This window comes from Pseudodonghicola sp. (assembly GCF_048268305.1).
Taxonomy (GTDB): Bacteria; Pseudomonadota; Alphaproteobacteria; order Rhodobacterales; family Rhodobacteraceae; genus Pseudodonghicola.
Window position 1 is genome coordinate 95,374 of sequence record NZ_JBLWVT010000007.1, and the last position, 24,175, is coordinate 119,548.

Sequence of the window (24,175 nt, forward strand, 5' to 3'; positions counted from 1 at the left end):
TTTCGCCCGGGGGGCTTGTGGATGTCAAGCGCGCAGGGCGACCGCCAGATCCATGACGTTGGTTCCGGTCGGGCCGGTGATCAGCAAGTTGTTGTTTTTGCTCAGGTAAGTTCCGCTGTTCGCCGCCTTCAAGGCAGCCTCCGCACCCAAGCCCCAGGTGGTGCCGTCGACGATGCCGCCGGCGGCATCGGTCGGCCCGTCGGTGCCATCGGTGCCGCCGACCAGCAGGGTGACCCCCGTGCAACCGGCGATCTCGCGCGCCAGTGCCAGGGCGAGCGCCTGATTGCGGCCTCCGCGTCCGGGGTGGGCTGGCAGGTGAACGGTGGGCTCTCCGCCCAGCACGATCACGCCGGGCGCCATCGCTCGCAGCCGGGGGCCCCAGCGCCGGGCCAGCGCCTCAAGATCGTCATGCAGCGCCTCTTCCTCAGCCAGCACCGTCAACCCCAGCGCCCGCGCCTGGTCCGCCGCCGCCGCCCGGGCGATGGCGTTGGAGGCGATGATTTCGGCGTCGTAATTGAAACTACGGGCCGGGGGGGCCGCGCCGATGCCCGAGCCGATCACCGCGATATCGTCGCCCGGCACGTCCGAGATCGCAAGCACCCGCGCCCGCGCGCCCCGGAAGCTGGACAAAAGCCCGCCACCCTTGATCCGCGACAGTTGCCGCCGTTCGGCATTCATCGCCGTGATGTCGAGCCCGGCCGCCAACAGCCGCCGGTTCAGCGCCGCGAGATCGTCGAGCGTCTGGCCCTCGACCAGATCCTCGGCAAGCGAGGAGGCGCCGCCCGAGACCAGCAGGAGAAGCGAGGAGCCCTCGGCCATCGCCTCCACCGCTTCGCGCAGGGCGCGGCCGGCGCGCAGGCTGCGGGCATCGGGGACAGGATGGGCGGCCTCGATCAATTCGGCCTCGGTCGGCAGATCGGCGCCATGGCCGTCCTTGGTGACGACCAGCGCGGGCACGCCGGGGAACCGCTCCATCGCCGCGCGGGCCATGGCGGCGGCCGCCTTGCCGACGGCAAGAATGCGATCGGGTGCCTCGGCCCCGGTCAGCGCCCTTTGCGTCGCGGCATGACCATCCACGGCGGCCACCCCGGCGCGCCAGATCGCCAGCACCTGCGCCTTGGGGTCCATTCAGACCTCCATCCAGATGGTGATCGGCCCGTCGTTGATCAGCCCGACCTTCATGTCGGCTCCGAAGCGGCCACGTTCGACCGGCACCCCCTGGGCGGCGAGCTGGCCCGCGAAGTACTGATAAAGCCGCTCTCCCTCCGCCGGCGGGGCGGCGGTGGAGAACCCGGGCCGGTTGCCGCTGCGGGTATCGGCGGCCAGGGTGAACTGGCTGACCACCAGCGCGGCGCCCTTCACGTCGAGGAGCGAGCGGTTCATCTTCTCCGCCTCGTCCTTGAAGATCCGCAGCTTGGCGATCTTGGCGGCCAGCTTGTCGGCATTGGCCTCGGTATCGCCCTGCATGGCGCAGATCAGTACCAAGAGGCCCACGCCGATCTCTCCGATGGTCTCGCCATCGACCTTGACCCGGGCTTCGGAGACCCGCTGGATCAATGCGCGCATTCGACTGTCTCCTTCCAGGTGGGGGCATCGGCTCCGGGGCGTTGGACGCTGAGGCTGGCCGCCGTCAGCCCATGGGCCACGGCATGGCGCAGCGCCTCTTCCGGCGGGGCGAGCGGCTTGGCCAGATGACCGGACCGGGCCAGATGCGCCAGCGTGCCGGCGGCGAAGATATCGCCGGCGCCGACGGTATCGACGACCTCGGCCACCTTCGGGGCCGGCATCACGAAGACCTCGAGCCCGCGCCAGCAGATGGCGCCGGCGGCGCCCCGGGTGTGCAGCAGCAGCGGCGCCACCTCGCGCAGCTCTTCCAGCGCATCGGGACCCAGCCAGTCCAGATCCTCGTCGGAGACCTTGACCACATCGGCCAGCGCGACCATGCGTTTCAGCCGCGCCCGATAGTCTGCCGTGTCGCGCACCAGCAGGGGCCGGATATTGAGGTCGAGCCAGATCAGCCGATCGGCCGCTTCGCGCCGGGCGAGGTCTTCAAAGGCTTCCGCTGCCGGCGGGGCGATCAGGCTGATGCCGCCGAAGACCAGCGCCAGAGTGGATTTCGGCAGCCGGTCGGGCAGATCGGCGGGGGCATAGAGCGCGCCGGCGGTGCCGATGTCGTAAAGGTCGAACCGGGTGCCGGTGCCAACGGACTGCGCCAGGGCCAGCGGGCAGGGGCGATCGAACCGGCTGGCATGGGACAGATCCACCCGCGCCGCCGCCATCGCCTGCGCCAGCCGTTCACCCGCCGGGTCGGTGGAAAGCGCGCCGACAAAGCCGGCGCTCACCCCCTGACGGGCCAGCGCCACGGCGGTGTTAAGCGCGGCGCCGCCGGGGACCGGACGCAAGCCCTGAGCGCCGTCCGCCAGCGTGGCGGGCACCAGATCAAGCACGGCTTCGCCGCAGCAGAGGATCGCCGGGCCGGTCATCCGCGCCACTCCACGATGTCCCCGACCGGGGCGCGATCGGTGCGGAAGCTGTTGGCGGGATCGCTCATGTCAGCATGGCCGAAGGAGATGGCGCAGAGGATCAGCCGGTCTTCGGGAATGCCGAAATAGCTGTGCAGGAAGGGCGCGAAACTGGCCACCGCCGCCTGCGGGATGGTGGCGACGCCGGCGGCCTCTGCCGCCAGACAAAAGGCGGTGACGAAGCCGCCGCAGTCAAGTGCCCCGTAAGCGCCCAGTTCGGCGGGAGAAGAGACGATGGCGCAATGCGGCGCGTCGAACAGATCGAAATTGCGCATCGCCTGCCGGGCGGAGGCCTCGCGATCGCCCTTCTTCACCCCGACCGCATCGTAAAGCTGCCAGCCGCAGGTGCGGCGGCGGTCGCCATAGACCCCGGGATAGCTGGCCGGGAACGTCAGGTCGGGGTCATGCGCTCCGGACATCGCCTGTTGCCTCAAGGCGGTGCGAAACGCCGCGGTTTCCGCCCCCGAGGTGATGGTGAGCTGCCAGGGTTGGGCATTGCACCAGGAGGGCGCCCGCCGGGCGGTGTCGACGATCGCCTCGATCGTCTGGCGCGGGACCGGATCGGGGCGATAGGCGCGGCAGGAAAACCGCGCTTTCATCAGCGCGTCCAGCTCATCCAAGGTCATTTTCGCCCCCAAGTCTTCCGTGGTCATGCGGCGCAGAATGGCCTTGGCGCAAGGCGGGCGCAAGGGGCGGACGACAGGGGGGGGCGAAGTCGGATTGGGGGAGAGCGAAATTTTTGCTATACAATCTTTGCGGGAAATCGGGCCCCGATGAGTCGAGGCGACGAGGGGCGTTTCCCGCGTGTTAGCAGGAGGAAATTGATCATGGTTGAAAAGTCCGAAACGATCGAAAAATCCGAACACCGAGGGCTCTGGCCCAGTCTCTACGATCCATTCCGCATGTTCGGGACCAGGATCGCCGACTGGCTGAGCCCGGCGACCGAGGCATCGAGCAGCGGCGATGCCTATGACATCAGCATGGAGCTGCCGGGGGTCTCGGACGACGATATCGAACTGACGGTGGCGGATGGCGTCGTCACCATCCGGGGCGAGAAGAAGACCCAGGAAGAGAAGAAGGGCGACACCTGGTATTTCAGCGAACGCCAGTATGGCGCCTTCCGCCGGTCCTTCCGCCTGCCGGAGGACGCCGATGGTGACAAGGCCAGCGCCAAGATGGTCGATGGCGTGCTGCATGTGAGCGTGCCGAAAAAGGCCGGGGCCGAGGCGAAAGCCGCCCGCAAGATCGACATCGCCAAGGAGTGAGCCAGCCGCTCGGCAAGGCGGCGGCAGGCTCCGCCGCCTTTGTTCGCGGGGCTATTGGTTCTGCGACGCGATATAGCCGACGACGCCCGCGACGATCAGCCCGAGGATCACCGCGATGGCGATCTTGATCGCCGACCAGGGCCGTTCCCCCTGCACCCGGCCGGTGCGCGCGTTGACGACAAAGCGATAGGTCTGGCCACGGTACTTGTAGGCCGCCAGCCAGACCGGCAGCAGCACATGCTTGAAGGTCACGTCCGAGATCTGGGTATTCAGCGCATGGATCCGCTGCTGATCGCCGCCGATGTCGATCCGCACGTCCTGTTCGATCACCTGGGCCATATAGGCGCGGGCCTGATCATAGCCTTCCTCCAGCCCGATCGTATAGGCCTCTGACCGAAAGCCCGCCAGGTATTCCGGCCGATAGGGTTCGAGCGAGGCCAGATCCCAGGGCTCCAAGGCGTCGGTATAGCGTTTCGGCAGGCTTTTCGAGGCCAGCACCAGAATATCGTTGAAGAACCGCGCCACCCGGCCCGATCGCGGTGTCCAGCGGATGCGCGGCACCTGTTCCTGCACCTGCTTGCCGTCGCGGATGACGGTGCGGGTCTCGTAATAGGTATCGCCACGCTCGCCGCGATAGCTGGTCTGGGTGTCGGCGTCGAAGGTCCAATAGGGCACATAGATGCCCTGCATCTTGCGCCCCTTGCGGGCATAATCCTTCAGCCCATTGGGCGCGAACCACAGCCGGCCCAGCCAGTCGGTCATCGCCTTGTGGGCGTCGCGTTCGGCCAGGGCGAAGGGCAGCACCCCGCGCGGCTTCAACTGTCGGCTGACGCCGGTATCGGTCACCACCGGGGTGGCGCAGAACGGGCATTCGGCGGCATGGGTCGCCGGGTCGAATTCGAATTGCGAGCCGCAGTTGGGGCAGGTGACGGTGCGGGTTTCCTCGCTGTCCGAGGCCGGCAGCCGATGGGCGCGGGCGGCCTCGAAATCCAGCTCCTTCAGCTTGGCCTTGCCCCAGGGGCTGGTTTCGATCGCCTGGCTATGGCCGCAATGGTCGCAGACCAGCCGGCCCTGAGCCGGGTCGAACCGGTAATCCGCGCCGCATTGTTCGCAGGGAAAGCGATGCTCGCCGCCGGGCTGGGCCTCGGGCGTTGGGGCGGACGCCGCCGGGGGGATCGGCGGCGCGGGGGGCACCCCGGGCGGAGGCGGTGGGGGCGGGGTTGCGGTCATGGCGGGTCTTGTCTTGCGAAAGGGGCAGGGGGCTGGTCGGGGCTCAGGCGCCCGGCGGGGGCGGCGGCGGCAGGATGGTGAAAAGCTGCGCCAGTTCCTGCACCTCTTCCGCGCGCTTCCAGCCGTCCTGTCCGGCGGTCCAGACATAGGTGTCGCGCTTCAGCTCTCCGGCGCTGGCCATCCGGCCCAGATCGGCACGCGAGAACGGCCCCCTGGTCTGGCCGTTCTCGGCCAGGTGCCAGACATGTTCAACCGGGGGCGGCGGCGGCACCGGGCTGGCGGCATGCTGCGCCGGCTGCTGCTGGGCCGGGGCGGCGCCCCAGGGGCCGGTCTGCTGTGCCATCTGGCTGCCCATCGCCATCCCCATGCCGGCGCCAAGGCCGGCGGCCATGCCGCCACCCGCCGGGTTCGTGGCCGCCGAGGTCATCGCCTCTGCCGCCGAATATTGGGTGAACCGGCCCAGATCGCCGGCGAGCCCCATCGAAGTCCGCTTGTCGAGCGCCGCCTCGACCGCGGGGGGGAGCGAGATGTTCTCGATATAGAATTCGGGCATCTCCAGCCCGTAGCTGTCCAGCGTGGGGGAAACCTGGGTGGCGATCAGCTTGCCCAGATCGGCAGTGTTCGCTGCCATGTCCAGCACCGGGATCCCCGATCCGGCGATCACCCGGGAAAACTCCTGCACGATGATGTTGCGGATCTGGAAGCTGATCTCGTCCATGGTGAACTCACCATCGGTGCCGACGATCTCGGTCAGGAAGCGGGCCGCATCCTTCACCCGGATCGTATAGGTGCCGAAGGCGCGGATGCGGGTCGGGCCGAACTCCGGATCGCGCAGCATGATCGGGTTCTTGGTGCCCCATTTCAGATCGTTGAACCGCGTCGTGTTGACGAAATAGATCTCGGACTTGAACGGCGATTTGAACCCGTGATCCCAATGCTGCAGCGTCGTCAGGATCGGCATGTTGTTGGTCTCGAGCATATAGAGACCGGGGGTGAAGACATCGGCGATCTGCCCCTCGTGGACAAAGACCGCGGCCTGCCCCTCGCGCACCGTCAGCTTGGCGCCATATTTGATCTCATGCCCGTAGCGCTCGAACCGCCAGACCATGGTGTCATGGGTGTCATCGACCCAATGGATGACGTCGATGAACTGGCCGGAGAGAAAATCGAAGATACCCATTCGTTCAGTCCTTTCGTCAAAAACGGGCGGGGGCGGCGATCACAGTGCCTGCCCCATCAGTTCGCGGGCGATGATCCGGGCGATCGGACGGGCCTGGTCCGGGGTCATGCCGGGTTTCAGCCTGGGATCGTAGAGCATTTTCAGCAGAAGTTCATCGTGCCGCGTCAGCAGGGCGAATTCGTCGTCGTCGTTGAAGATCGACGGCCGCGCCTCGGGGCTGTCGTTGGGCAGGCCGAGGCCCTGCGCCAGCTCCTCGTGAATACAGGCCTGGCGCACCAGCTCGGGGTGCTCGGTCCGGATCAGGGCGACGGCGTTGACATAGGTATTGGGATTGTTCTGCGCCGCCACGGCGATCACCAGACAATAGAAGCCGCGCGGCAGATCGGCGAAGAGGTCCAGCTCGGGCGTGCTGATGGTGGGGATCAACTGCTTGATCCGGGTTTGCATGAAGACGCTGTCATCCTCGCCGGCGACGAAGACGTGAAAGTTCGCCGCTGCCGGGCTGGACGCCATGCTGACCGAATGGCCGCTGACCCGCGCCAGCCGGTTGACATAGGCGGTGATGTTGTTGGCGTCCCGGGTGCGCTGACCATATTGGACGTTGGCGCCATATTCGACGTTGACCCGGACCGGCACTTCCCAGCGGCTGAGCGCGCCGGCGCCATGGCCCCCGCCGGAGAGCGGGCCGCGGGTATATTCGTCAAAGAAGGCGATATTGATGAAATCGCGCACCAGATCGTCGGCGGTGAACGGGGTGTCCGGCCCGCCGCCGTCGGTGCGCAGCAGGCCACGGGTCAGCAGATCGTTCTGCACCTTGCGATAATAGCGGGCGAGCGCCTGGCTCTTGTCCGAGGGCGGGTGAGGGGCCTGCGGCTGCAGCGCCACCGGCCGCGCCTGTGGCGGCGGAGAGCTGCGCGGCAGCTCCTGCTCGCAGCCGGCCAGCAGGGCCATGGCCAGTCCCAGACCGGCCAGCGGGCCCCGCCGCCTCTCTATGCGCCTCGGCCGCATGGCGGTTCCTCAGTTCGGAACCGCGGTGCCGGCGGTATCGCCCAGCCCGGTCTTCTTGGCCTTGGCGGCGGCCAGCGTGTCGCGCAGCTCGGCCTCCATCTTCTTCAGCTCCTCCTCGGCGGCGGCGCGCTTGGCCTTGCCCTCGTCGGCGATCTGCAGGCTCTCCTGGATGGTGCCGATCAGATCCTCGTTGGCCTTCTTCACCGCGTCGATGTCGAACACGCCGCGCTCCATCTCCTGGCGGATCACCTTGTTGCTTTCGCGCAGGTTCTTGGCGTTGGCGGTGAGCAGCTCGTTGGTCAGGTCATTGGCCGCGCGCACCGCCGAGGCGGCCTCGGCCGACCGCTGGATGGTCACCGCCTGGGCCAGTTGGGTTTCCCACAGCGGCACGGTGTTCACCATGGTCGAGTTGATCTTGGTGACCAGGCTCTTGTCATTCTCCTGCACCAGCCGGATCGAGGGCAGCGATTGCATGGTCACCTGGCGGGTCAGCTTCAGGTCGTGGACACGCCGCTCCAGATCATCGCGGGCGGCGCGCAGGTCGCGCAGCTCCTGCGCCTTCATCACCTGATCGTTCTCCGCCGCCGCCTGCACCTCGGCCTCCTTGGCGGGGATGTCGGCGCGGTCGAGCTCGGCCAGCTTCTCCTCGCCGGCGGCGATGTAGAGCGCCAGCTCGTCATAGAAATCCAGCGTCTTGCCATAGAGCAGGTCGAGCGACTTGATATCCTTCAGCAGCGTATGTTCGTGCTTCAGCAGGTCGTCGGTGATCTTGTCGATCTGGCTCTGCACCTCCTCATAGCGGGCGGTGAACTTGGCGAAGGGGGCGGCGCGGCCGATCAGCTTTTCCCAGAAGGTCCGTTCGCGCCGCACGTCGAGTTCCGAGACCGAAAAGCCGCGGATCGTGGTGACGATATTGCGCAAGGAATCGCCGGCCGGGCCCACGTCCTTGTTGCGCACGCCGGCCAGCATCGCCTGGCTGATCTCCTGCAGCTCGGCCTGGGCGCCCGACCCGAAGGAGACGATGGAATTGGTGTCGCCCATGTTGATCTCGGACATCCGCTTGCGGATTTCGGCGCCGGCTGCGGGGCTGGCCTCCTGCAGGGGCACGATTTCGCCGCCGGGCTCAGGCAAGACGGTGCCGGTGATCTGTTCGACCTCGGTCTGCGTGCTCTGGGCCTGTTTCTGGATGATGTCGGACATGTAACGGGTTCCTCGTTGAAGATGTTTGCCGGTCAGTCAAGCCGGACGCCTTCGCGCTGCAGCCGGTCGCGCAGCACGTCGATTTCGATGGTCAGGTCGCTACGATCATTCTGTAACATCGCCTTGGTGCGGGCGGCGAAATTCTGCTCCAGATCGTCAAGCAGCGCGGTGTAGTCGCTGCGCGCCTGGGCATCGTGACCGCGGGTGTAGATATCGGCGAACTTCACCGTCGCGTCGCGCGCACCCATCAGATAGACGCTCATGTACTTGCGGGCGCCGGTCAGGTCGCGCGGGTCTTCCTCGACCGTGCGGAAGAGGTCGCGGGCGGTCTTCTGGAACCGCTCCACCCGGGTTTCCATCTGCCGGTCGCCGGTGCGGGCGATCGCCTTGGTCATGGCGGTAAGATAGGCCTCGGCCTCCTCCACCGCGCGGGCGACGCGATCCTGCTGGAAGCCGTCGATGCCCTCGGTTCCCTTGTCGCGCAAGGGGTCGATGCCAAAGGCGAGCCCGTGCAGCACCAGCGCGGCGACGCCATAGAGCGCGGGGGCGATCACGCCGCCCTCGTGCTGCCAGACCGCCATCCCGGCGCCGAGCCCGGTCAGGAGGCTCGCGATCATCTTGCGCGGCAGGGCGGGGCGACGGGCGACCTTGCGGGCATCATAGGCGGCCTCGGCCCTCAGCCCCTCGCGGGTCATGAAGGCGGCCCCGGCCAGCAGGCCCGCGCCGATCAGCCCGGTGGCCATGCCGATGGCGCCGCTGGTCAGCGACATCAGCCCCAATACCACGGCGGGCAGGAACAGGGTGTTGACCCGGGCCCCGGCCGGATCGACCTTGGCGCCGGCATAGGCGCCCGGCGGAGGCAGCGCGGCCTTGGGGTCGGATGTGACGGGCTCACCGGCGGCGCCGGGGGTGGGGCTGTATTTGCCGCCAAAGCGCTGCGCCATGGCTCAGAGCCCCCCGAGCCAGCCGGTCGTTACCCCGAAGAGCAGGACCAGCAGGGCGATATAGGCGAATTTCTGTAGTCCCGTCCGTGACATCGGTCGTCCCAGAGATGTGAAAGACCTCTGCAAGGTAGGTCATGCGCGGCGCGCATTCTAGGGGGAACCGACAGCTCGGCACGTCAGTGCCGGCGGATCAGCCGCGCTTGGGCTTCCCCGGACGATGCCCGCGCAGGCTGGCGCCAGGGTTCGCGGCGGGATTGGACCGGGGCGGCCTGCCGCTCGGGGCGGTGGTCGCATCGGGTTTCCGCGACGGCTTTGCGGGCTTGCCGCCCCCCGACTTGCTCGCCGACTTGCCCCCCGTCGGGCGTTCCGTCTGACCGGGTTTCGCCGTCGATTTCGAAGCGAATTTCGCCGCCGGCTTGGGGGTGAACTTACGCGCCGAGGTTTCTCCGGCGGCGCCGCCGCCACCTCGCGACGGTCGTTTCGCGCCGGGCGTCGCCGGCTTGCGCTCGGTCCGGTCACCGCCGCGCTCGTCGCGCGGGTCGCCGGATTTCTCCCAAGGTTTCGATCCCGATTTCGGCGCGTATTTCGTGGCCGGCTTGCCGCCAGGTCGCGCCGCGAACGTGCGGCCCGATCGCTCCTCGGTCTCGGTCCCGGCGCCCCGTGGTGGCCGTTTCCCCGCGGTGGAGGCCGGCTTGCGATCCTTGCGGTCGTCGCGGCGGTCTCCCGAGACATCCCAAGGCTTGCCGCCGGTCTTGGCGGTGAACTTGCGCGGCGGCCTGCCTTCGTTGGTCTTCTCGTCCCGCTCGTCGCGCGGCGGGCGTTTGGCGCCGCTCTCGGGTTTGCGATAGGGCGTGTCGCCAGACCGCCCGCGCGGCCGTTCGCCCGGCTTGCCCTCGCGCCGCTCGCCCGCGTGGTCTCGCGGCTTGGCACCGGCTTTCGGGGCGGGCTTGCCGCCGCGTGCCGGTCGGGGCGCACCGCTCGGCTGAGCCTCGGGCTCCGCCTCGGCCTCAAGGCCCAATTGGTCGCGCAGCACCCGGCGGCGGACCTCCTCGACCTCGCCCGGCTTCAGATTGCCAAGCTGGAAGGGGCCATAGGAAATCCGGATCAGCCGGTTCACGGTGAAACCTGCCGCCTCCATCGCGCGGCGAATCTCGCGGTTGCGGCCCTCGCGCAGGCCGACGGTCAGCCAGGCGTTGGCGCCCTGCTGGCGGTCGATGCTGACGATCATCGGCTGGAATTTCTCGCCTTCGATCACCACGCCCTTGCGCAGCACGTCGAAATCCTTGTCGGCGGGGCGGCCGTTGATCCGCACCCGATAGCGGCGCAGCCAGCCGGTCGAAGGCAGTTCAAGCTGTCGCTTGAGCCCGCCGTCGTTGGTCAAGAGCAGCAGCCCTTCGGAATTGAGGTCGAGCCGGCCGATGCTGATCACCCGCGGCAGCTCCTCGGGGAGCGTATCGAAGATGGTCTCGCGCCCCTGTTCGTCGCGCGCCGTGGTCACCAGCCCCGCAGGCTTGTGATAAAGCCAGAGCCGGGCCGGTTCCGGTTCTGCCAGCGGCTTGCCGTCGACGGTGATGCTGTCCTTCGCCGTGACGTTCAGCGCCGGGCTGTCGATCGGCTTGCCGTTGACGTTGACCCGCCCTTCTTCGATCAGGCGCTCGGCCTCGCGGCGCGAGGCGACGCCGGCGCGGGCCAGGATCTTGGCGATGCGATCGCCTTCGGGGGCGGGGGTCTCGGGGGCTTTGCTCATGTCTTGCGCCTTAGCTCATCGCGTGGGCTTGCGAAAGCGGGGAATGCGGGGCAGGGAAGGGGAATGCGATTTACCTCTCATATGGATCGGGCGCTTGCGGCGGCAAGGGCGGCGGGCGAGCGGGGCGAGGTGCCGGTGGGCGCCGTCGTCATCGGCCCCGACGGCCGCGTTGTGGCCATCGCCGGCAACCGCACGCGGGAACTGAACGACCCCACCGCCCATGCCGAGATGCTGGCGATCCGCGAGGCCTGCGCCGCGCTGGGGTCGGAACGGCTGCTGGGCTGCGATCTCTATGTCACGCTGGAACCCTGCGCCATGTGCGCCGCTGCGATCTCGGCGGCGCGGATTGCGCGGGTCTATTACGGGGCAGGGGATCCGAAATCGGGCGGCGTGGCGCATGGGGCGCGGGTGTTCTCGCACCCGCAGGCGCACCACAAGCCCGAGGTCTATGACGGCATCGCCGCGCGCGAGGCCGAGGCGCTGCTGAAGGATTTCTTCGCAGGGCGGCGCGGCTAGGCGACAGGCCGCCCGTAGGCGGCCGTCGTTTACAGGTAGGTATAGCCGAAGGACATGCCGAAATCCTGCGTCTCGAGCGCGGCGTTGCCGCGTCGGGCGTCGCGCAGCCAGAGCCGGCCATGCACCTGGGTCTCGCTCAGATCGGTGCCCTCGGGCAGGTGGGCATCCTGGCACCAGAGCCCGCCCAGCCATTCGCTGCCGTGAAAGCTGACGGTGCCACGCGCCTCGATCCCCTGCAACGAGACGTTGCCATAGCTCACCATGCCGGAGAAATCGGCGCCATCCTCGAAGCGGGTGGCATCGAACCGGCCGATGCCGCGGAATTCCGCACCGGTGAAGCTGGCGGCCCCGTTGAAGCGGCTGCCCTCGAACCGGCCATCGTTCATGAAGCTCGCATGGTCGAACCGGGCCGGGCCGTCGAAGGTGACATCGCGGAACCAGCTGATCCCGTCGAACCGGGCGCCGCGGGCGTCGATGCCGCCGGCGAAATGCGCGCCGGTGAAATCCACGCCGGTGAGCAGGCAGTCCCTGAGATCGAGCGGCCCGTCGCAGGTGATGCCCCGAAGATCGACGAATTCGCCGTGTTTCCAGGGAACGATCAGCCGGGCGCGGATGTCATCCGGTGTCATCAGGCAGCCTCGCCCATCGCCTCGGCGGCCTCGGCGATCACGGCTTCCGCCCAGGGGAAGGCGAGATCTTCGGCCATGTCGGGGCCGGAGGCGTCATGCGCGACCCGCTCGCCGATCTGGGTGGCGCCTTGGGCTTGCAGCAGCTCGGCCAGATGTTTCGGACCGAAGTTGAAGGTCTCTTCATATTCGCTGTCGCCAAGACCGAAGATGGCGAACTTGATGGCGGAGAGATCGGGCTTTTCCGCCGCCACCGCCTCGGCAAAGGGCTTGGCCGAGGCCGGCAGTTCGCCGTCGCCATAGGTCGAGCAGACCACCAGATAGAACCGCGACGGATCGAAATCGCCCGCGCCCATATCCGACAGGTTCAGACATTCGACCTCATGGTCGTTGTCCAGCTCCGACTGGATATCCTCGGCCAGCATCTCGGCGTTGCCGGTTTCGGTGCCGTAAAGAATGGTGATCTTCATGGGTCAGCTTTCCTCTTCGCGGGCGCGGCGCAGCATCTCCTCGCGGCGCGCGATCTTGGCACGGACGCGGCCTTCGGGCGCCGTGGCGGTTTCATGGGCATCAATACGGGTCCAGCCGGCATAGTCCACCCGGGCGTCGAGATCGGCCAGGATGGCCCGGCCAGGTTTCGCCGGATCGGGGCTGAGATCGGCCAGAATGCGGCCCGCCAGAGCCTGGGCATCGGCGCGGTTTTCCGGGATGGTGCCGCGCGGGCCTCGGCGGAACCAGCCGGTGGCGTAAAGCCCCGGGGCCAGTACGCCGGCCTCGACATCCTGCGCCTCCGACAGCAGCGCGTCGCGCGGCAATTGCCCGTCGGCGCAAAAGCCGATGGCGGTCAGGACCGAGCTGCAGGGCAGGGTTTCCTCTCCCGCTGCGGTCTGGAACCGCATGGCGGTGACATGGTCGTCGCCCTCGACCGCCAGCGGCGCCAGGCCGAAGCGGAAGGTGACGCGGCGCGGACCGGTGGCATGACCGTGGAGCGCCAGCACCGCCTCGATCTTCTTGGCCTCGGCAGCGTCCTCGCTGGACCCCGCGCCCTCGACATGGATGGTGACGCCGGAGAGCTTGGAGAGTTCCTTGATCATCACCGTGTCGAATTTCGCCTGCGCGGCGGGCGAGCGGCCGGTGATGGTGATCTCCTCAATGCCGCTCTGGCTCAGCCAGTCGGTGGCGACGGGGCCGAGGTCGGATCCCTCCAGCTCGTCGGGCTGTTTCGCCAGCAGCCGCAGCAGGTCGATCGCCACATTGCCGTTGCCGACGATCAGCGGGCGCGGGCCCAGATCGGGCAGGGTGCCGGCGTCGGGGTGCTCGTAAAGCGCGCGGGTGATCAGCCCGGCGCCCCAGACGCCCGGCAGTTCCGCCCCCGGCACGCCGAGCGGCCGGTCGTTGCTGAGACCGGCGGCAAGGACCACCGCGTCATAGGCGCCTTGCAGCGCCTCGAGCGTCACATCCGCGCCCAGCGTGACGTTGCCATGAAACTCCGCCCCCTGCCGGCCGAAGACGCGGGCGAATTGCCGGGCCACGGCCTTGGTGCCCTGATGGTCGGCGGCCACGCCATAGCGGACCAGACCATAGGGCACCGGCAGCCGGTCGATCAGATCGACCTGCAGATCGGGCGCCGCCTTGAGCAGCGATTGCGCCAGAAAGCAGCCCGAAGGCCCGGCGCCGACGATGGCGATCTTGCCTGTGCTCATAACCCCTCCACGGTCGCTGCGGCCCAGGGGTGCATCTGGCCGGTGAGATCGGTGTAAAAGCTCTTCTGCGCCATATAGGCGCGCAGCCCCTGACGGCCCTTTTCCCGGCCCACGCCGCTGTCGTCTTCCCCGCCGAAGGGGGTGGAGATCGAGAACTGCTTGTAGGTGTTGTGCCAGATGGTGCCGGAGCGGATGGCGCGGCCGATCCGCCAGGCTTTCGGGAAATCGCGGGTCCAGATGCCGCAGGCCAGCCCATAGTCGTTGTCATTCGACAGGGCGATCACCTCGGCCTCGTCTTCGAAGGGCATCACCACCAGCACCGGGCCGAAGACCTCTTCGCGGCAGATGCGATCGGTGTTCTTCACGCCGGCCAGGATGGTCGGCAGGTAATAGCTGCCCTTGGCATAGAGATCGCCCTCGGGGATGGCGCCGCCGCAAAGCAGTTCGGCCCCCTCGGCAATCGCGCGGGCGACGTGATCGGCCACTTCCGCGCGGTGGTCCATGTGGATCAGCGGCGCGACCTGGGTGTCGGCGTCGAACGGATGGCCGACCTTCAGCCGCTTGGTCGCCTCGACCAGGCGCGGCACGAAGCTGTCATAGATGCTTTTCTGCACGAAGAGCCGCGAGCCGGCGATGCAGCTTTGCCCCGAGGAGGAGAAGATGCCGAACAGGATGCCGGCCAGCGCCTGATCCTGATCCGCGTCCTCGAAGACGATGGTGGGGGATTTGCCGCCCAGCTCCAGGCTGACCGGCATCAGCTTGTCGGCGGCCTGGCGTGCCAGCGCCCGCCCCGTCGTGGTGCCGCCGGTAAAGCTGACGCGAGCGATATCGGGGTGTTCCACCAGCAGGTTGCCGATTTCGCGGCCCGAGCCCGGCAGCACCGAGAACAGGCCCTTGGGCAGGCCGGCCTCATCGACGATGCGGGCCAGTTCCAGCGCCGTCAGCGGCGACCAGGAGGCGGGTTTCAGGATCACCGCATTGCCGGCGGCGAGCGCCGGGGCCACCTTTTGCGCATCCGACGCGATCGGAGAGTTCCACGGCGTGATCGCGGCGACGATGCCCAGCGGTTCATGCACCGACATGGTCAGCGCGGTGCCGCGCTGCACGGTCAGATCCTCGTCCATCGTCTCCACCACCGCGCCGAAATAGCGGAAGGTGCCGGCGGCGGAGGCGGCGAGCGCCGCGGTCTCCCGCAGGGTCTTGCCGGTGTCGCGGGTCTGGATTTGCGAGATGCGGTCGATATTCGCCTCGATCCCGTCGGCGATGGCATAGAGGTAACGCGCGCGCTCATGCGGCTTCAGTCCCTGCCAGGCGGGATCGGCCTGCGCCGCCTTGGCCTTGGCGATCGCCTCTTCCCCATCGGCGCGCGATGCGCCCTTGAGCACCCGGTTGACGCTGCCGTCGGCCGGGAAGACCGAGGTGATCTCGGCCCCGGTGCCTTCGCGCCATTCGCCGGCCAGATAAAGCCGCCCGTCCGGCATCCCGTCGAAAGTCGTATCCATCAGATTGCCACCACTGCCAGCCGGTTCCGGATCTCCCGCAGGACGGAATAGATCGTCGACACGCTGGTCTTCGCGTTGCCCTTGGAGGGCAGGTTTTCGATTTTCATGCTGTAGTTCGCCACGCTCGAGCGAACCTCATAGGCATGGATATTGCCCGCTGCCGCCGGATCGGCGATCAGCTCGACCCGGGTGGCGTCGAGGCCGGCGCCGGCCAGGGCCAGCGTTGCCGCGACATTGGCGTTCTTCGGGAATTGCGAGGCGGCCTCGCGCGCGGTGCCCTCGAAGAAGACCAGCGCGTGATCGAGGGTATCGAGATCCGCGACCGCTTCCGCCGGGGTGCCGGCCCAGGCCTTGGGCGGCTTGATGCCGCGATAGGTGACCTCGACGGGCCCCGAGGCGGAGAGCGAGGACAGAAGGTCGATCCCGCCCACCGCGCCGGCCGGCAGCACGATCCGCGCGCCGCCGGATTTGGCGGCGGCCTTCAGCTCCGCCGTCAGCGCATCGTCCGACATCGCCCCGATCGACACGACCACCGTGTCGATCCCGGCGCGCAGGACGGCGGGCACATGGGCGGTGACGCCGGCGTGGCCGGCGCATTCCACCACCAGATCGGGGGCACCGGCGATCAGCGCCTCGCTGGTCTCGACCGCCGCGACGGGCAGGGCAAACCCGCCGGTCGCCTCTGCCGTGGCCTCTGCCTTGCCGGGGCGCACCAGCAGCGTCACGCGGGTGACGGCGGGGGCGCCTGGCCGGCTCAGCAGCTCAAGCAGGGTTTGGGCGATATTGCCGTATCCGATCACACCAAGATGCATGGCCGATCACTCCGCCTTGCCGGCGGCACCGGCGGGCGGGCCGGCGAAGCTCTGGGCGAAGGGGCCGATCGCGCACATGTCGACCTCGATCAGACGCGGGCCCTCGGCGGCGATGGCGGCTTCGAGCGTGGCTTCGAAATCGGCCACGTCGTCCACCCGAACATGCGGCATGTTGATCGAGCCGCAGAAGGCCTTGAAGTCCGGGACATGCAGTTGCGAATAATGCCGGCGGCTGTCGTATTGCGCGTCCTGGATGTTCTGGATCACCCCATAGGCCTGATCGTTCATCAGCACATAGACCAGCGGCGCGCGTTCTTCGACGGCGGTGATCATCTCGGCCAGGCCCAGCATGGTGCCGCCGTCGCCGATCAGGGTGATCGCCTTGCGGCCCTCGCAGGCCAGCGCCGCACCCACGCCCATCGCCACGCCCTGACCGATGCCGCCGCCAAGCGCGTGAACGCCCTGGGTCGGCTCGGCCAGCCGGACATAGCGGTTGCCGAAGGTGGAGTTCGAGATGGTCACATCGCGGACCCAGACGTGCTTGCCTTCGCCGACCTTGGCACTGATCGCGTCGGCGACGACGCGATAGGCGCCAAGCTGATCGCGCAGCCGGCCCTCGGCGGTGGCCCGAGCGCGGGCGATGTCGAAGGTCAGCTGCGGATCGGTGTCCAGCTTTTCGGGCAGGCGATCCAGCAGCCGGCGCAGCGTGTCGGCGGCGTCGCCATGGGCGAAGACATCGACCGGATAGTTGCGCCCGCCCTGGCCGGCGTCGGCGTCGATCTGCAACAGCGGCCGGGGCAGCGGCATCTGGTTGTTGCGCGTCTCGTTGCCGCGCAGGCGGGAGCCCACGACCAGCATCAGATCGCAGGTCTGATAGAGGTCAGAGGCATCCGGCCCCATGTTGAAGGCGCCAAGGGTGCCGGCCTCTTCCTCCGAGATCACGCCGCGCCCGTTGGTCGAGCTGACGACGCCGACACCACGGCGCATCAGCTCGGTCGCCTCGGCCACCGCGTTGCGGGCGCCGCCGCCCAGCCAGATCAGCGGGCGTTTGGCGGCCTTCAGATGCGCGGCGATCTCGTCGATCACGCTGTCGGGGGCGATCGGGCGCTGGATCACCGGGGCGTGGATGCGCGCTGTGGTGGTCACCGGGCTGCGCTGCACGTCGACCGGCACCTCAAGGCTGACCGGACCCGAAGGGGCGGAGAGGGCGGCGGAAATCGCTGCGCTCAGGGTGCCGAGGGCGCCATTGGCGTCCCAGATGCGGAAGACGGATTTCGACACGCCGCGCAGCATTTCGGCCTGTTTCGGCACGTCGTGGATCGGCGCGCGATCGCGGTCGGCATAGTTGGCGTCGACCTGGCTGGTCAGATGCAGCACCCGGCTGCCGGCGGTCAGCGCCTCGGCCTGGGCGCCGGCGGCATTGCCGGCGGCAGTGCCGGTCGAGGTCAGGCAGACCCCCAGCCCGCCCGAGGCGCGGGCGAAGGCGTCAGCCATGTTCATGGCCCCGGCCTCGCCCCGGGCGGGGACGAAGCGGATCCGGCCCTGACGCGCCACGGCGTCGAGGATCGGCATGTTATGGATCGAGATGACGCCGAAGATCGTCGTCACGCCGACATCGGCCAGGGCCTGAGCGATGAAATCGCCAACGGTGGCGGCCTGCTGGATATTTTCGTGTTTCATGCTCACGTCTCTTCTGTGTCCCTTAGATGTGCCGGTTCAAGCCGCCCGACACGTCGAGCTGGGCACCGGTGATATAGCTGGCCGCGCGCGACCCGAGGAAGGCGATGGCATTGGCGGCCTCTTCAGCGTCTCCCAGACGCTTCATCGGAATGCCCTTGCGTTCGGCCAGGTCGCGATACCATTGCTCGCGGCTGACGCTCTGATCCTCACGGGCGGCAAAGCGGCGGGTCCATTGCCCCGATCCGATCAGACCCATCAGCACCGAATTGACGCGCACGTCGGGCGCCAGTTCCAGGCTGAGGGATTTCAGCATGTTCTGCACCCCGGCCCGGGCCGAGGAGGTGCAGACCATATGGCTTTCCGGCTGATAGGCCAGCAGCGAGTTCACGGCGACGATGGCGCCCTTGGCCTCCCGCAGCATCGGCAGGAAGGCGCGGATCGGCAGCACCTGGCTGAAGATCTTCAGCTCGTACTCATCGCGCCAGTCCTGGTTCGAGGTATTCTCGAAGGTCGACTGACGGCCCTGGCCGGCGTTGTTCACCAGGAGGTCGCAGCGCCCTAAGGTGTCCTGCACCTCATTGGCGAAGGCGTTGACCGCATCTTCTTCGAGCACGGAGAACGCCCGCGCCAGCACCCGGTTGGCACCGAAGTCGCGGCGCAGCACCTCGGCCACGTCCTCGAGCCGGGATTCGTTGCGGGCGCAGAGCGCGACGCGGGCGCCGGATTCCAGCAGCACCCGCACCGTCGCCAGCCCGATGCCGGACGAGCCGCCGGTGACCACTGCGACGGAGTTGTCATAGCCGAAGTTCATTCCGCAGCCTCCGTCTGGGTCTTGCGCATCTCGGGAAAGCCCGGATCGGGGCGGCCCTGCATCACCGCGCGTTGCGCCGGGGTGGGCGGGCCGGCGGTCATCCATTGGTCCATCTTCTCGGGCACGTCGCGCGGCCAGACCTGCGCCTCGTGGGTGACCTCGTCGATCTGCTGCACCTCGGAGGTGAATTCGATCACGAAGCCCGAGGGCGAGACGAAATAGGCAAACGGGTTGTCGCCCGGCCCGTGACGGCCCGGCCCCCAGGTGGGCACATGGCCCTTCTGCCGCATCCGGCCGATCGAGCGCATGTATTCGTTGAGCGAGGGCAGCTCGAACGCCACGTGGTTGACGCTGGGATAGAAGGCGCGGACCAGCGCGATGGCGTGGTGATCGGTGGAGCAGCGCAGGAACACCATCTGATCGGCCGAGTAATCCGAGACGCGGAAGCCCAGCACCTCGGAATACCACTGTTCCAGACCTTCCATGTCGGGCGTGTTCAGCACCACATGGCTGACCTTGCGCGGCTTGGCCCATTCCGGTTCGGCCTCGACGCTCAGCGCATCGGTGCGGAACCGCAGGCGGCGGTTGTCGGGGTCGAGCACCTCGAAGCCATAACCGCCCATCCAGTCGTCGAACTCGGCCGGCTTGCCGCTGACCGGCGCGCCCTTGGCGATGACCTGATCGTAAAGCGCGTCCATCGTGGCGCGGTCGGGCATCGAGAAGTGGATGTATTCGATCCCATAGGTGGGATCGTCCTTCAGCCCATAGAGAAAGGGCTCGGCGCTGGTGCCGCGCAGATAGGCGCAGCCGTCGTCCTTGTGGGCCAGCTTCAGCCCCCACATGTCCTCGTAGAAGGGGAGGGTCGAAGTCAGGTTCGGGCCGCGCATCATGATGCCGCGCAGGCCGCCCGCTCGTATCGTCTCGGTCATGGTCATATCCTCCGGGTCCGGGCCTTAAAGGGCGGCGGGGACGGGTGACAGCTCCAGCGCGGCGGCGAACCGGGCGGGGGCCTGTTGATAGATCGCGTGCCCGGCCTCGGGCAGCAGGGTGAGGCGGCCGCGCATGGCGCGGGGCAGGGCGGCATGGGCGCGTTCGGCGCCTTCGGGCGGGGTCACCCGATCCTCGGCGCCGACGATCACGTCGGTGGGCACCGACAGCCGTTCGGCATCGTCGAGCAGCCGGCCCGAGGCCAGCATCCGCGCCGCCTGGGCATAGCCCGGCAGTTTCACCTGCGACATGGCAGAGCGCACCAGGGCGACGATCTCGGGGTTGGCCTCGGGGTCATGGACCAGGCGCGCGGCGCGGGCGGCGGCGAAGGCCTCGGCGCCCTGACGTTCCAGATCGTCGATCCGCGATTGCGCCGCGGCGCTGAGCGTGCCGCCGCGCGCCATGCCGTGGCCAAGCGCCGGCGAGGCGAAGATCAGCCGGGACACCCGGTCGCGCCGGGCGGCGGCGAAACTCGCCGCCATCAGCGCGCCCAGCGAATGGCCCAGCAGCATGACCTGCCCTTCGGGCACCACCTGATCCAGGAAGCGGTCGAGCGCACGGGCATAATCCGCCGCCACCGGCCAGTCCTGATCCAGCGGATCGCTGTCGCCATAGCCGGGCGCGTTCCAGGCGATCACCCGATACTCGGCGGGCAGATGCGGCAGCAGCGGCGTGAACGAGGCCGCGCGCGATCCGATGCCGTGCAGCAGCACCAGCACCGGCCCGGTGCCGGGGCGTTCGAGATAGCTGATGCCAGCCGCCTTATGCGCGCTCCAGCCGGTCATTTGAACACGAAGCCGTTGTTGACCGGCAGGGTCTGGCCGGTCAGCGTCAGCGCGCCTTCACTCAGAAGGAAGGCGATCACATCGGTGATCTCGCCCGGTGCCTGCGGTCCGGGAACCGCGCGACCTTCGGAATAGAGCCGGTGGCGCGCCTCGGGGACATAATCGGTCGAGGGTGTGGTCAGGATGCCCGGCGCCACGGCGGTGATGCCGACGCGGTCGGGGCCGAGTTCGCGCGACAGCGACCGGGTCATCGCCATCACGGCGCCCTTGCTGGCGGTATAGGACAGCAGGTTCGGCGCGCCCCAGAGCGCGGTGTCCGAGGCGACGTTGACCACCCGGCCGGAGCCCGAGGCGCGCAGCATCGGCGCACAGGCGCGGGTCATCAGCCAGGTGCCGCGCACGTTGACGCGATGCACCAGATCCCAGCTGTCGATCTCGATCTTCTCGAAGGGAATGCCGCCGATCCCGGTGGCGATGGCCCCGTTGTTGACCAGGCCGTGCAGCGCGCCGCCGGTCTTGTCCGAGACCGCGGCGCCGAGCGCCGCGATCGAGGCCGGATCGGCCAGATCGACGGGCAGGAACTCTGCTCCCACCTCAAGGGCGGTGGCGCGCCCCTCGTCCTCGGCGATATCGGCGACGATCAGCCGGGCGCCATGGGCGGCGAGGCTGCGGGCGATCTCCGCCCCCAGGCCCCGGGCCGCCCCGGTCAGCAGGATGTTGCGATCCTTCAGCATGCTCATTCCGCCGCGACGTTCTGCTGTTTCAGCTCGGATTCGATCTGCGCCTTGGCGGCGCGGGTCAGGATCTGACGCAGGCGGGTGATGCCCAGGTCGTGCTGATAGAGCATTTCGCGCTTGCGGGCGTCGTCGGGCATGCCTTCCAGCATGACGCGGTCCTGCTCCAGCACGTCCCAATGGGTCTTTTCCATCTTGGCGCGATAGAGGAACCGCCAGCTGTCGCGGGCCAGCCCCTTCACTTCGCGCATGCGCCAGAAGAACACCCTGGTGGTATGTTCGTCCATCGGCGTGACAAAGCCGATGATGCGGAACACGCCGCCCGGGCCGGCGGCCGGCGGATAGGGGATCTCGAGGAAGCAGAACATGTCGCCCGGATAGACCTCGAATTCGGTCCAGTCGAAGTTCTCGCCGGTCTGGCCGACGCGCTCGATGCGGAAGCCGTTGTCGGTCTTGTCGAGCTGCATCAGATCCTGCTTCGACCCATAGGCCAGGGTGAAGCTTTCGGCGTGCAGATAGCAGCCGTGCATCGGGTCGGCGAGGTTGTCGAGCGCATAGCGATAGTTCGCCTCCCAGACCGAGGTGCAGAGGAAGCCGGCCCAGTTCTCTTCGTCACGCATGACGGCGGGCAGCATCAGCTCGGGCGCTTCGGGTTGGTCGACAGAGGGAACATAGACGAAGACCGCGTCATAGGCTTCGGTGACCGGATAGGATTTCAGCGCCTTGCGGCCTTCCAGCGCGCATTCCGGCATCGCCGGCACGCTGACCACGACGCCGTCGCCATCCACCACCACGCCGTGATACCGGCAGGCGATATTGCCCTCGTGCAGCTCGCCATAACTCAGCGGCGCGCCCCGGTGGGGGCAGAAATCCTCGATGCAGCGCAGCTTGCCGGCGCCGTCGCGCCACAGGACGATCTTTTCGCCCAGAAGCTTGGTGCCATAGGGGCTTGAGGTCTTGACCTCGACCGATTTGCACACCGGATACCACTGGCCGCGCAGGCCTTCGTTCACCCGTTTCTCGATCAAGGCTTTCTTGTCGATGGCAGTCATGGCTTTCTCCCTTGGGATATCGTTCGAATAGCTGTGTGGCGGCTTAGTGCTGCGCCTTGGGAAGATAGTGCAGGACACGCTCTTCGATGTGCTGGAGCACGGTGTAGAGCAGGAACCCGATCACGGTCAGCAGGATGATGGCGTTGAAGACCATCGCGGCATTGGCCTGACCGCCGCCGTAGGAAATCAGATAGCCAAGCCCGGTGTTGCCGCCGATCAACTCGCCCACGGTAATGCCGATCACCGCGAGGGTGGAGGCGATGCGCAGGCCGGCCATCAGGTTCGGAAGGGTCGAGGGCATCTCGACCTTCCAGAAGATGCCGAGGCGGCTGAGGTTATAGGCGCGCGCCAGGTTGACCAGATCGCGGTCGACGGTGCGCATCGCCTGCAACACGTTGACCAGGACCGGGAAGAAGACGATCAGCACCGTCACCAGCATCTTGGGCATGGCATTATAGCCGAACCACATGATGAAAAGCGGCGCAAAGGCGACCTTGGGCGCGATCTGCAGCGCCAAGATATAGGGCGAGAGCACCTTTTCCCAGAAAACCGACATGCCCAGGAGATAGCCCAGGATAGCGCCCAGCAGGCTGCCGATGGCAAAGCCCAGCACGGTGTAGAGCGCGGTCGACAGGGTGTTCGACATCAGCTTTTCGTAAAGCCACATGCGCTTCATCTCGACCAGGCAGTCGGTCAGCGTGGGGATGATGTATTTCGGCACGTCCAGCGCCGGCGGCAGGTATTGCCAGGCCAGCAGCACGAGGGCGAGCAGCCCGAGGCTTGCGATAGTGGTGCTTTTGCTGCGGTCCATGCGCGTTCTCCCGGCTTTCGCCCGTCCTTGAGGGGTGGCCGGGGCTTTTGCCCCGGCCGAGGTTGCAGTTGCGTCGGTCATTTCACGAAGTCGTTGGTGTAAAGCTCATCCACCGGGACGGCGGTGTTCACCAGGCCGGCATCGACATAGAACTTTTGCACGGCGGCGATCCGGGCCGGGTCGAAAGAGCCCAGCGGCTGGTTCTCGGCGGCCGGATAGACCAGCGTGGCATAGGCGCGCAGGATGCTTTCGATCTCGGCTTCCTTGCCGGAGTGCTGCGGCACGAAGGAGATGTAATCCTTGGCGGCCTGGGCCGGGTCGGCCTCGATGTCCTTGATCGCTTTGAGCACGCCCTGAACGACGCCGCGGACCACTTCGGGACGCTCCTTGATGGTCTTGTCCGAGGCGATGATCGCCTGCGCCATGGCCGGGAAGATGGTGTCGACCGGCTGTTGCTCCAGCGCGACGCCGGCGCCCTGGATGGCGGCGATCCATTCCGGCACGCCGGAGAAACCGTCAAGCTTGCCGGCGATGGTCAGCTGGATGATGCCGCCCGGGCCGACCGCCTGGATGTCGACGTCGTTCTTGGTCAGCCCGACCGAGGCCAGCGCGCCCAGCAGGTTGTAATAGGTGGTGTCCTGGAAGGCGAGCACGCCGATCGACTTGCCCTTGAAGTCGGCCGGGCCGGTGATGCCGCTGTCCTTGCGCCAGGCCAGTTGGGTCAGGCCGCGCCCGCCCAGCAGCGCCACGCCGCGGATGTCGAGCCCGTTGGCGCGCACGATGATCGGGGTGTCGCCGATGCCGCCGCCCAGATCGGCGTTGCCCACGGCGACCTGGGTTGCCACGTCGGCGCCGCCCTTGCCGACCTGGAAGGTCACGTCAAGGCCGGCTTCGTCGAAATAGCCCTTGCCCTTGGCGATCTGGAACGGCGCGAAGGCCGGCAGGAAGTCGGGCGCCGGGAACAGATAGGTGACCTTCTCGGTCGCCATCGCGGCGGTCGCTGACAGCGCCAGGGCTGCGGCGGCGATGGTGTTGACGATCTTGAACTTCATGAAAACCT

Annotated in this window: 25 protein-coding genes; 2 read left to right on the forward strand and 23 right to left on the reverse strand. The window is 67.7% G+C overall.

The genetic code is table 11. The features are described from left to right. Positions 1–24: 24 nt before the first annotated feature. The 4 genes from ACN0V4_RS14075 to ACN0V4_RS14090 are packed head-to-tail and all read right to left on the reverse strand — an operon-like array spanning position 25 to position 3,148. A complete protein-coding gene (locus ACN0V4_RS14075; RefSeq protein WP_417677151.1) occupies positions 25–1,128 on the reverse strand; it encodes a glycerate kinase type-2 family protein in 1,104 nt (367 codons plus the stop codon). Beyond that, positions 1,129–1,566, reverse strand: coding sequence for a D-aminoacyl-tRNA deacylase (gene dtd / locus ACN0V4_RS14080; protein WP_417677153.1), 438 nt, complete (start codon positions 1,564–1,566; stop codon positions 1,129–1,131). It abuts the gene before it with no gap. Further along, a complete protein-coding gene (locus ACN0V4_RS14085; protein ID WP_417677155.1) occupies positions 1,554–2,483 on the reverse strand; it encodes a carbohydrate kinase family protein in 930 nt (309 codons plus the stop codon). Before ACN0V4_RS14085 ends, dtd begins: the two co-directional genes overlap by 13 nt. Further along, positions 2,480–3,148: a nitroreductase gene (locus ACN0V4_RS14090; protein WP_417677157.1), complete on the reverse strand. Its 669-nt coding sequence runs from the start codon at positions 3,146–3,148 to the stop codon at positions 2,480–2,482. Before ACN0V4_RS14090 ends, ACN0V4_RS14085 begins: the two co-directional genes overlap by 4 nt. Before the next feature lie 201 nt (positions 3,149–3,349). On the opposite strand from ACN0V4_RS14090, the gene ACN0V4_RS14095 reads away from it, so the two are divergent. Then, on the forward strand, positions 3,350–3,787 hold the full coding sequence (locus ACN0V4_RS14095; RefSeq protein WP_417677159.1) for an Hsp20/alpha crystallin family protein: 438 nt from the start codon (positions 3,350–3,352) through the stop codon (positions 3,785–3,787). 51 nt (positions 3,788–3,838) lie between these two features. Here ACN0V4_RS14095 and ACN0V4_RS14100 read toward each other — a convergent pair whose 3' ends face one another. The 6 genes from ACN0V4_RS14100 to ACN0V4_RS14125 all read right to left on the reverse strand — a co-directional run bounded on the left by ACN0V4_RS14100 (position 3,839) and on the right by ACN0V4_RS14125 (position 11,096). Next, a complete protein-coding gene (locus ACN0V4_RS14100; RefSeq protein ID WP_417677161.1) occupies positions 3,839–5,017 on the reverse strand; it encodes a TFIIB-type zinc finger domain-containing protein in 1,179 nt (392 codons plus the stop codon). Positions 5,018–5,060: 43 nt separating this feature from the next. After that, positions 5,061–6,197, reverse strand: a complete 1,137-nt coding sequence (locus tag ACN0V4_RS14105; RefSeq protein WP_417677163.1) for an SPFH domain-containing protein — start codon at positions 6,195–6,197, stop codon at positions 5,061–5,063. 39 nt (positions 6,198–6,236) lie between these two features. Continuing rightward, positions 6,237–7,148: a DUF2927 domain-containing protein gene (locus tag ACN0V4_RS14110; protein ID WP_417677165.1), complete on the reverse strand. Its 912-nt coding sequence runs from the start codon at positions 7,146–7,148 to the stop codon at positions 6,237–6,239. Between the two features lie 66 nt (positions 7,149–7,214). Further along, entirely contained in the window at positions 7,215–8,405 is a 1,191-nt protein-coding gene (locus tag ACN0V4_RS14115) for a toxic anion resistance protein (protein WP_417677167.1), read from the reverse strand. A 32-nt stretch (positions 8,406–8,437) separates the two neighbouring features. Next, a complete protein-coding gene (locus ACN0V4_RS14120) occupies positions 8,438–9,349 on the reverse strand; it encodes a 5-bromo-4-chloroindolyl phosphate hydrolysis family protein (RefSeq protein WP_417677169.1) in 912 nt (303 codons plus the stop codon). A 190-nt stretch (positions 9,350–9,539) separates the two neighbouring features. Then, positions 9,540–11,096, reverse strand: a complete 1,557-nt coding sequence (locus tag ACN0V4_RS14125) for a pseudouridine synthase (RefSeq protein WP_417677171.1) — start codon at positions 11,094–11,096, stop codon at positions 9,540–9,542. A 63-nt stretch (positions 11,097–11,159) separates the two neighbouring features. On the opposite strand from ACN0V4_RS14125, the gene ACN0V4_RS14130 reads away from it, so the two are divergent. Next, a complete protein-coding gene (locus tag ACN0V4_RS14130) occupies positions 11,160–11,612 on the forward strand; it encodes a nucleoside deaminase (protein WP_417677173.1) in 453 nt (150 codons plus the stop codon). Positions 11,613–11,641: 29 nt separating this feature from the next. On the opposite strand, the gene ACN0V4_RS14135 is transcribed toward ACN0V4_RS14130, so the two are convergent. The 13 genes from ACN0V4_RS14135 to ACN0V4_RS14195 form a co-directional block, all read right to left on the reverse strand. Continuing rightward, positions 11,642–12,241 (reverse strand): pentapeptide repeat-containing protein, encoded by a 600-nt coding sequence (locus ACN0V4_RS14135; protein WP_417677175.1) that lies wholly within the window; start codon positions 12,239–12,241, stop codon positions 11,642–11,644. Further along, positions 12,241–12,708, reverse strand: a complete 468-nt coding sequence (locus tag ACN0V4_RS14140) for a flavodoxin domain-containing protein (protein WP_417677177.1) — start codon at positions 12,706–12,708, stop codon at positions 12,241–12,243. Before ACN0V4_RS14140 ends, ACN0V4_RS14135 begins: the two co-directional genes overlap by 1 nt. A 3-nt stretch (positions 12,709–12,711) precedes the next feature. Then, positions 12,712–13,941, reverse strand: a complete 1,230-nt coding sequence (locus ACN0V4_RS14145) for an FAD-dependent oxidoreductase (RefSeq protein ID WP_417677179.1) — start codon at positions 13,939–13,941, stop codon at positions 12,712–12,714. Continuing rightward, positions 13,938–15,443, reverse strand: coding sequence for an aldehyde dehydrogenase (locus tag ACN0V4_RS14150; protein WP_417677181.1), 1,506 nt, complete (start codon positions 15,441–15,443; stop codon positions 13,938–13,940). Before ACN0V4_RS14150 ends, ACN0V4_RS14145 begins: the two co-directional genes overlap by 4 nt. Continuing rightward, positions 15,443–16,255, reverse strand: a complete 813-nt coding sequence (locus tag ACN0V4_RS14155) for an aspartate dehydrogenase (RefSeq protein WP_417677183.1) — start codon at positions 16,253–16,255, stop codon at positions 15,443–15,445. The genes ACN0V4_RS14150 and ACN0V4_RS14155 overlap by 1 nt, the downstream gene beginning before the upstream one ends. A gap of 6 nt (positions 16,256–16,261) precedes the next feature. Further along, positions 16,262–17,935 carry a thiamine pyrophosphate-binding protein gene (locus tag ACN0V4_RS14160; RefSeq protein WP_417677185.1) on the reverse strand — a complete coding sequence of 558 codons (1,674 nt, stop codon included), beginning with the start codon at positions 17,933–17,935 and terminating at the stop codon, positions 16,262–16,264. 22 nt (positions 17,936–17,957) lie between these two features. Continuing rightward, on the reverse strand, positions 17,958–18,746 hold the full coding sequence (locus tag ACN0V4_RS14165; protein WP_417677187.1) for an SDR family oxidoreductase: 789 nt from the start codon (positions 18,744–18,746) through the stop codon (positions 17,958–17,960). Continuing rightward, complete coding sequence (locus ACN0V4_RS14170; protein WP_417677189.1) at positions 18,743–19,675, reverse strand: VOC family protein; 933 nt, start codon at positions 19,673–19,675, stop codon at positions 18,743–18,745. The genes ACN0V4_RS14165 and ACN0V4_RS14170 overlap by 4 nt, the downstream gene beginning before the upstream one ends. Positions 19,676–19,699: 24 nt before the next feature. Next, complete coding sequence (locus ACN0V4_RS14175) at positions 19,700–20,518, reverse strand: alpha/beta fold hydrolase (RefSeq protein ID WP_417677191.1); 819 nt, start codon at positions 20,516–20,518, stop codon at positions 19,700–19,702. Continuing rightward, on the reverse strand, positions 20,515–21,252 hold the full coding sequence (locus ACN0V4_RS14180; RefSeq protein ID WP_417677193.1) for an SDR family oxidoreductase: 738 nt from the start codon (positions 21,250–21,252) through the stop codon (positions 20,515–20,517). The genes ACN0V4_RS14175 and ACN0V4_RS14180 overlap by 4 nt, the downstream gene beginning before the upstream one ends. A 2-nt stretch (positions 21,253–21,254) precedes the next feature. After that, entirely contained in the window at positions 21,255–22,304 is a 1,050-nt protein-coding gene (locus ACN0V4_RS14185) for a Rieske 2Fe-2S domain-containing protein (RefSeq protein ID WP_417677195.1), read from the reverse strand. Positions 22,305–22,347: 43 nt separating this feature from the next. After that, complete coding sequence (locus tag ACN0V4_RS14190) at positions 22,348–23,115, reverse strand: ABC transporter permease (protein ID WP_417677197.1); 768 nt, start codon at positions 23,113–23,115, stop codon at positions 22,348–22,350. A 77-nt stretch (positions 23,116–23,192) separates the two neighbouring features. After that, positions 23,193–24,167 carry an ABC transporter substrate-binding protein gene (locus ACN0V4_RS14195; RefSeq protein ID WP_417677199.1) on the reverse strand — a complete coding sequence of 325 codons (975 nt, stop codon included), beginning with the start codon at positions 24,165–24,167 and terminating at the stop codon, positions 23,193–23,195. Positions 24,168–24,175 lie beyond the last annotated feature (8 nt).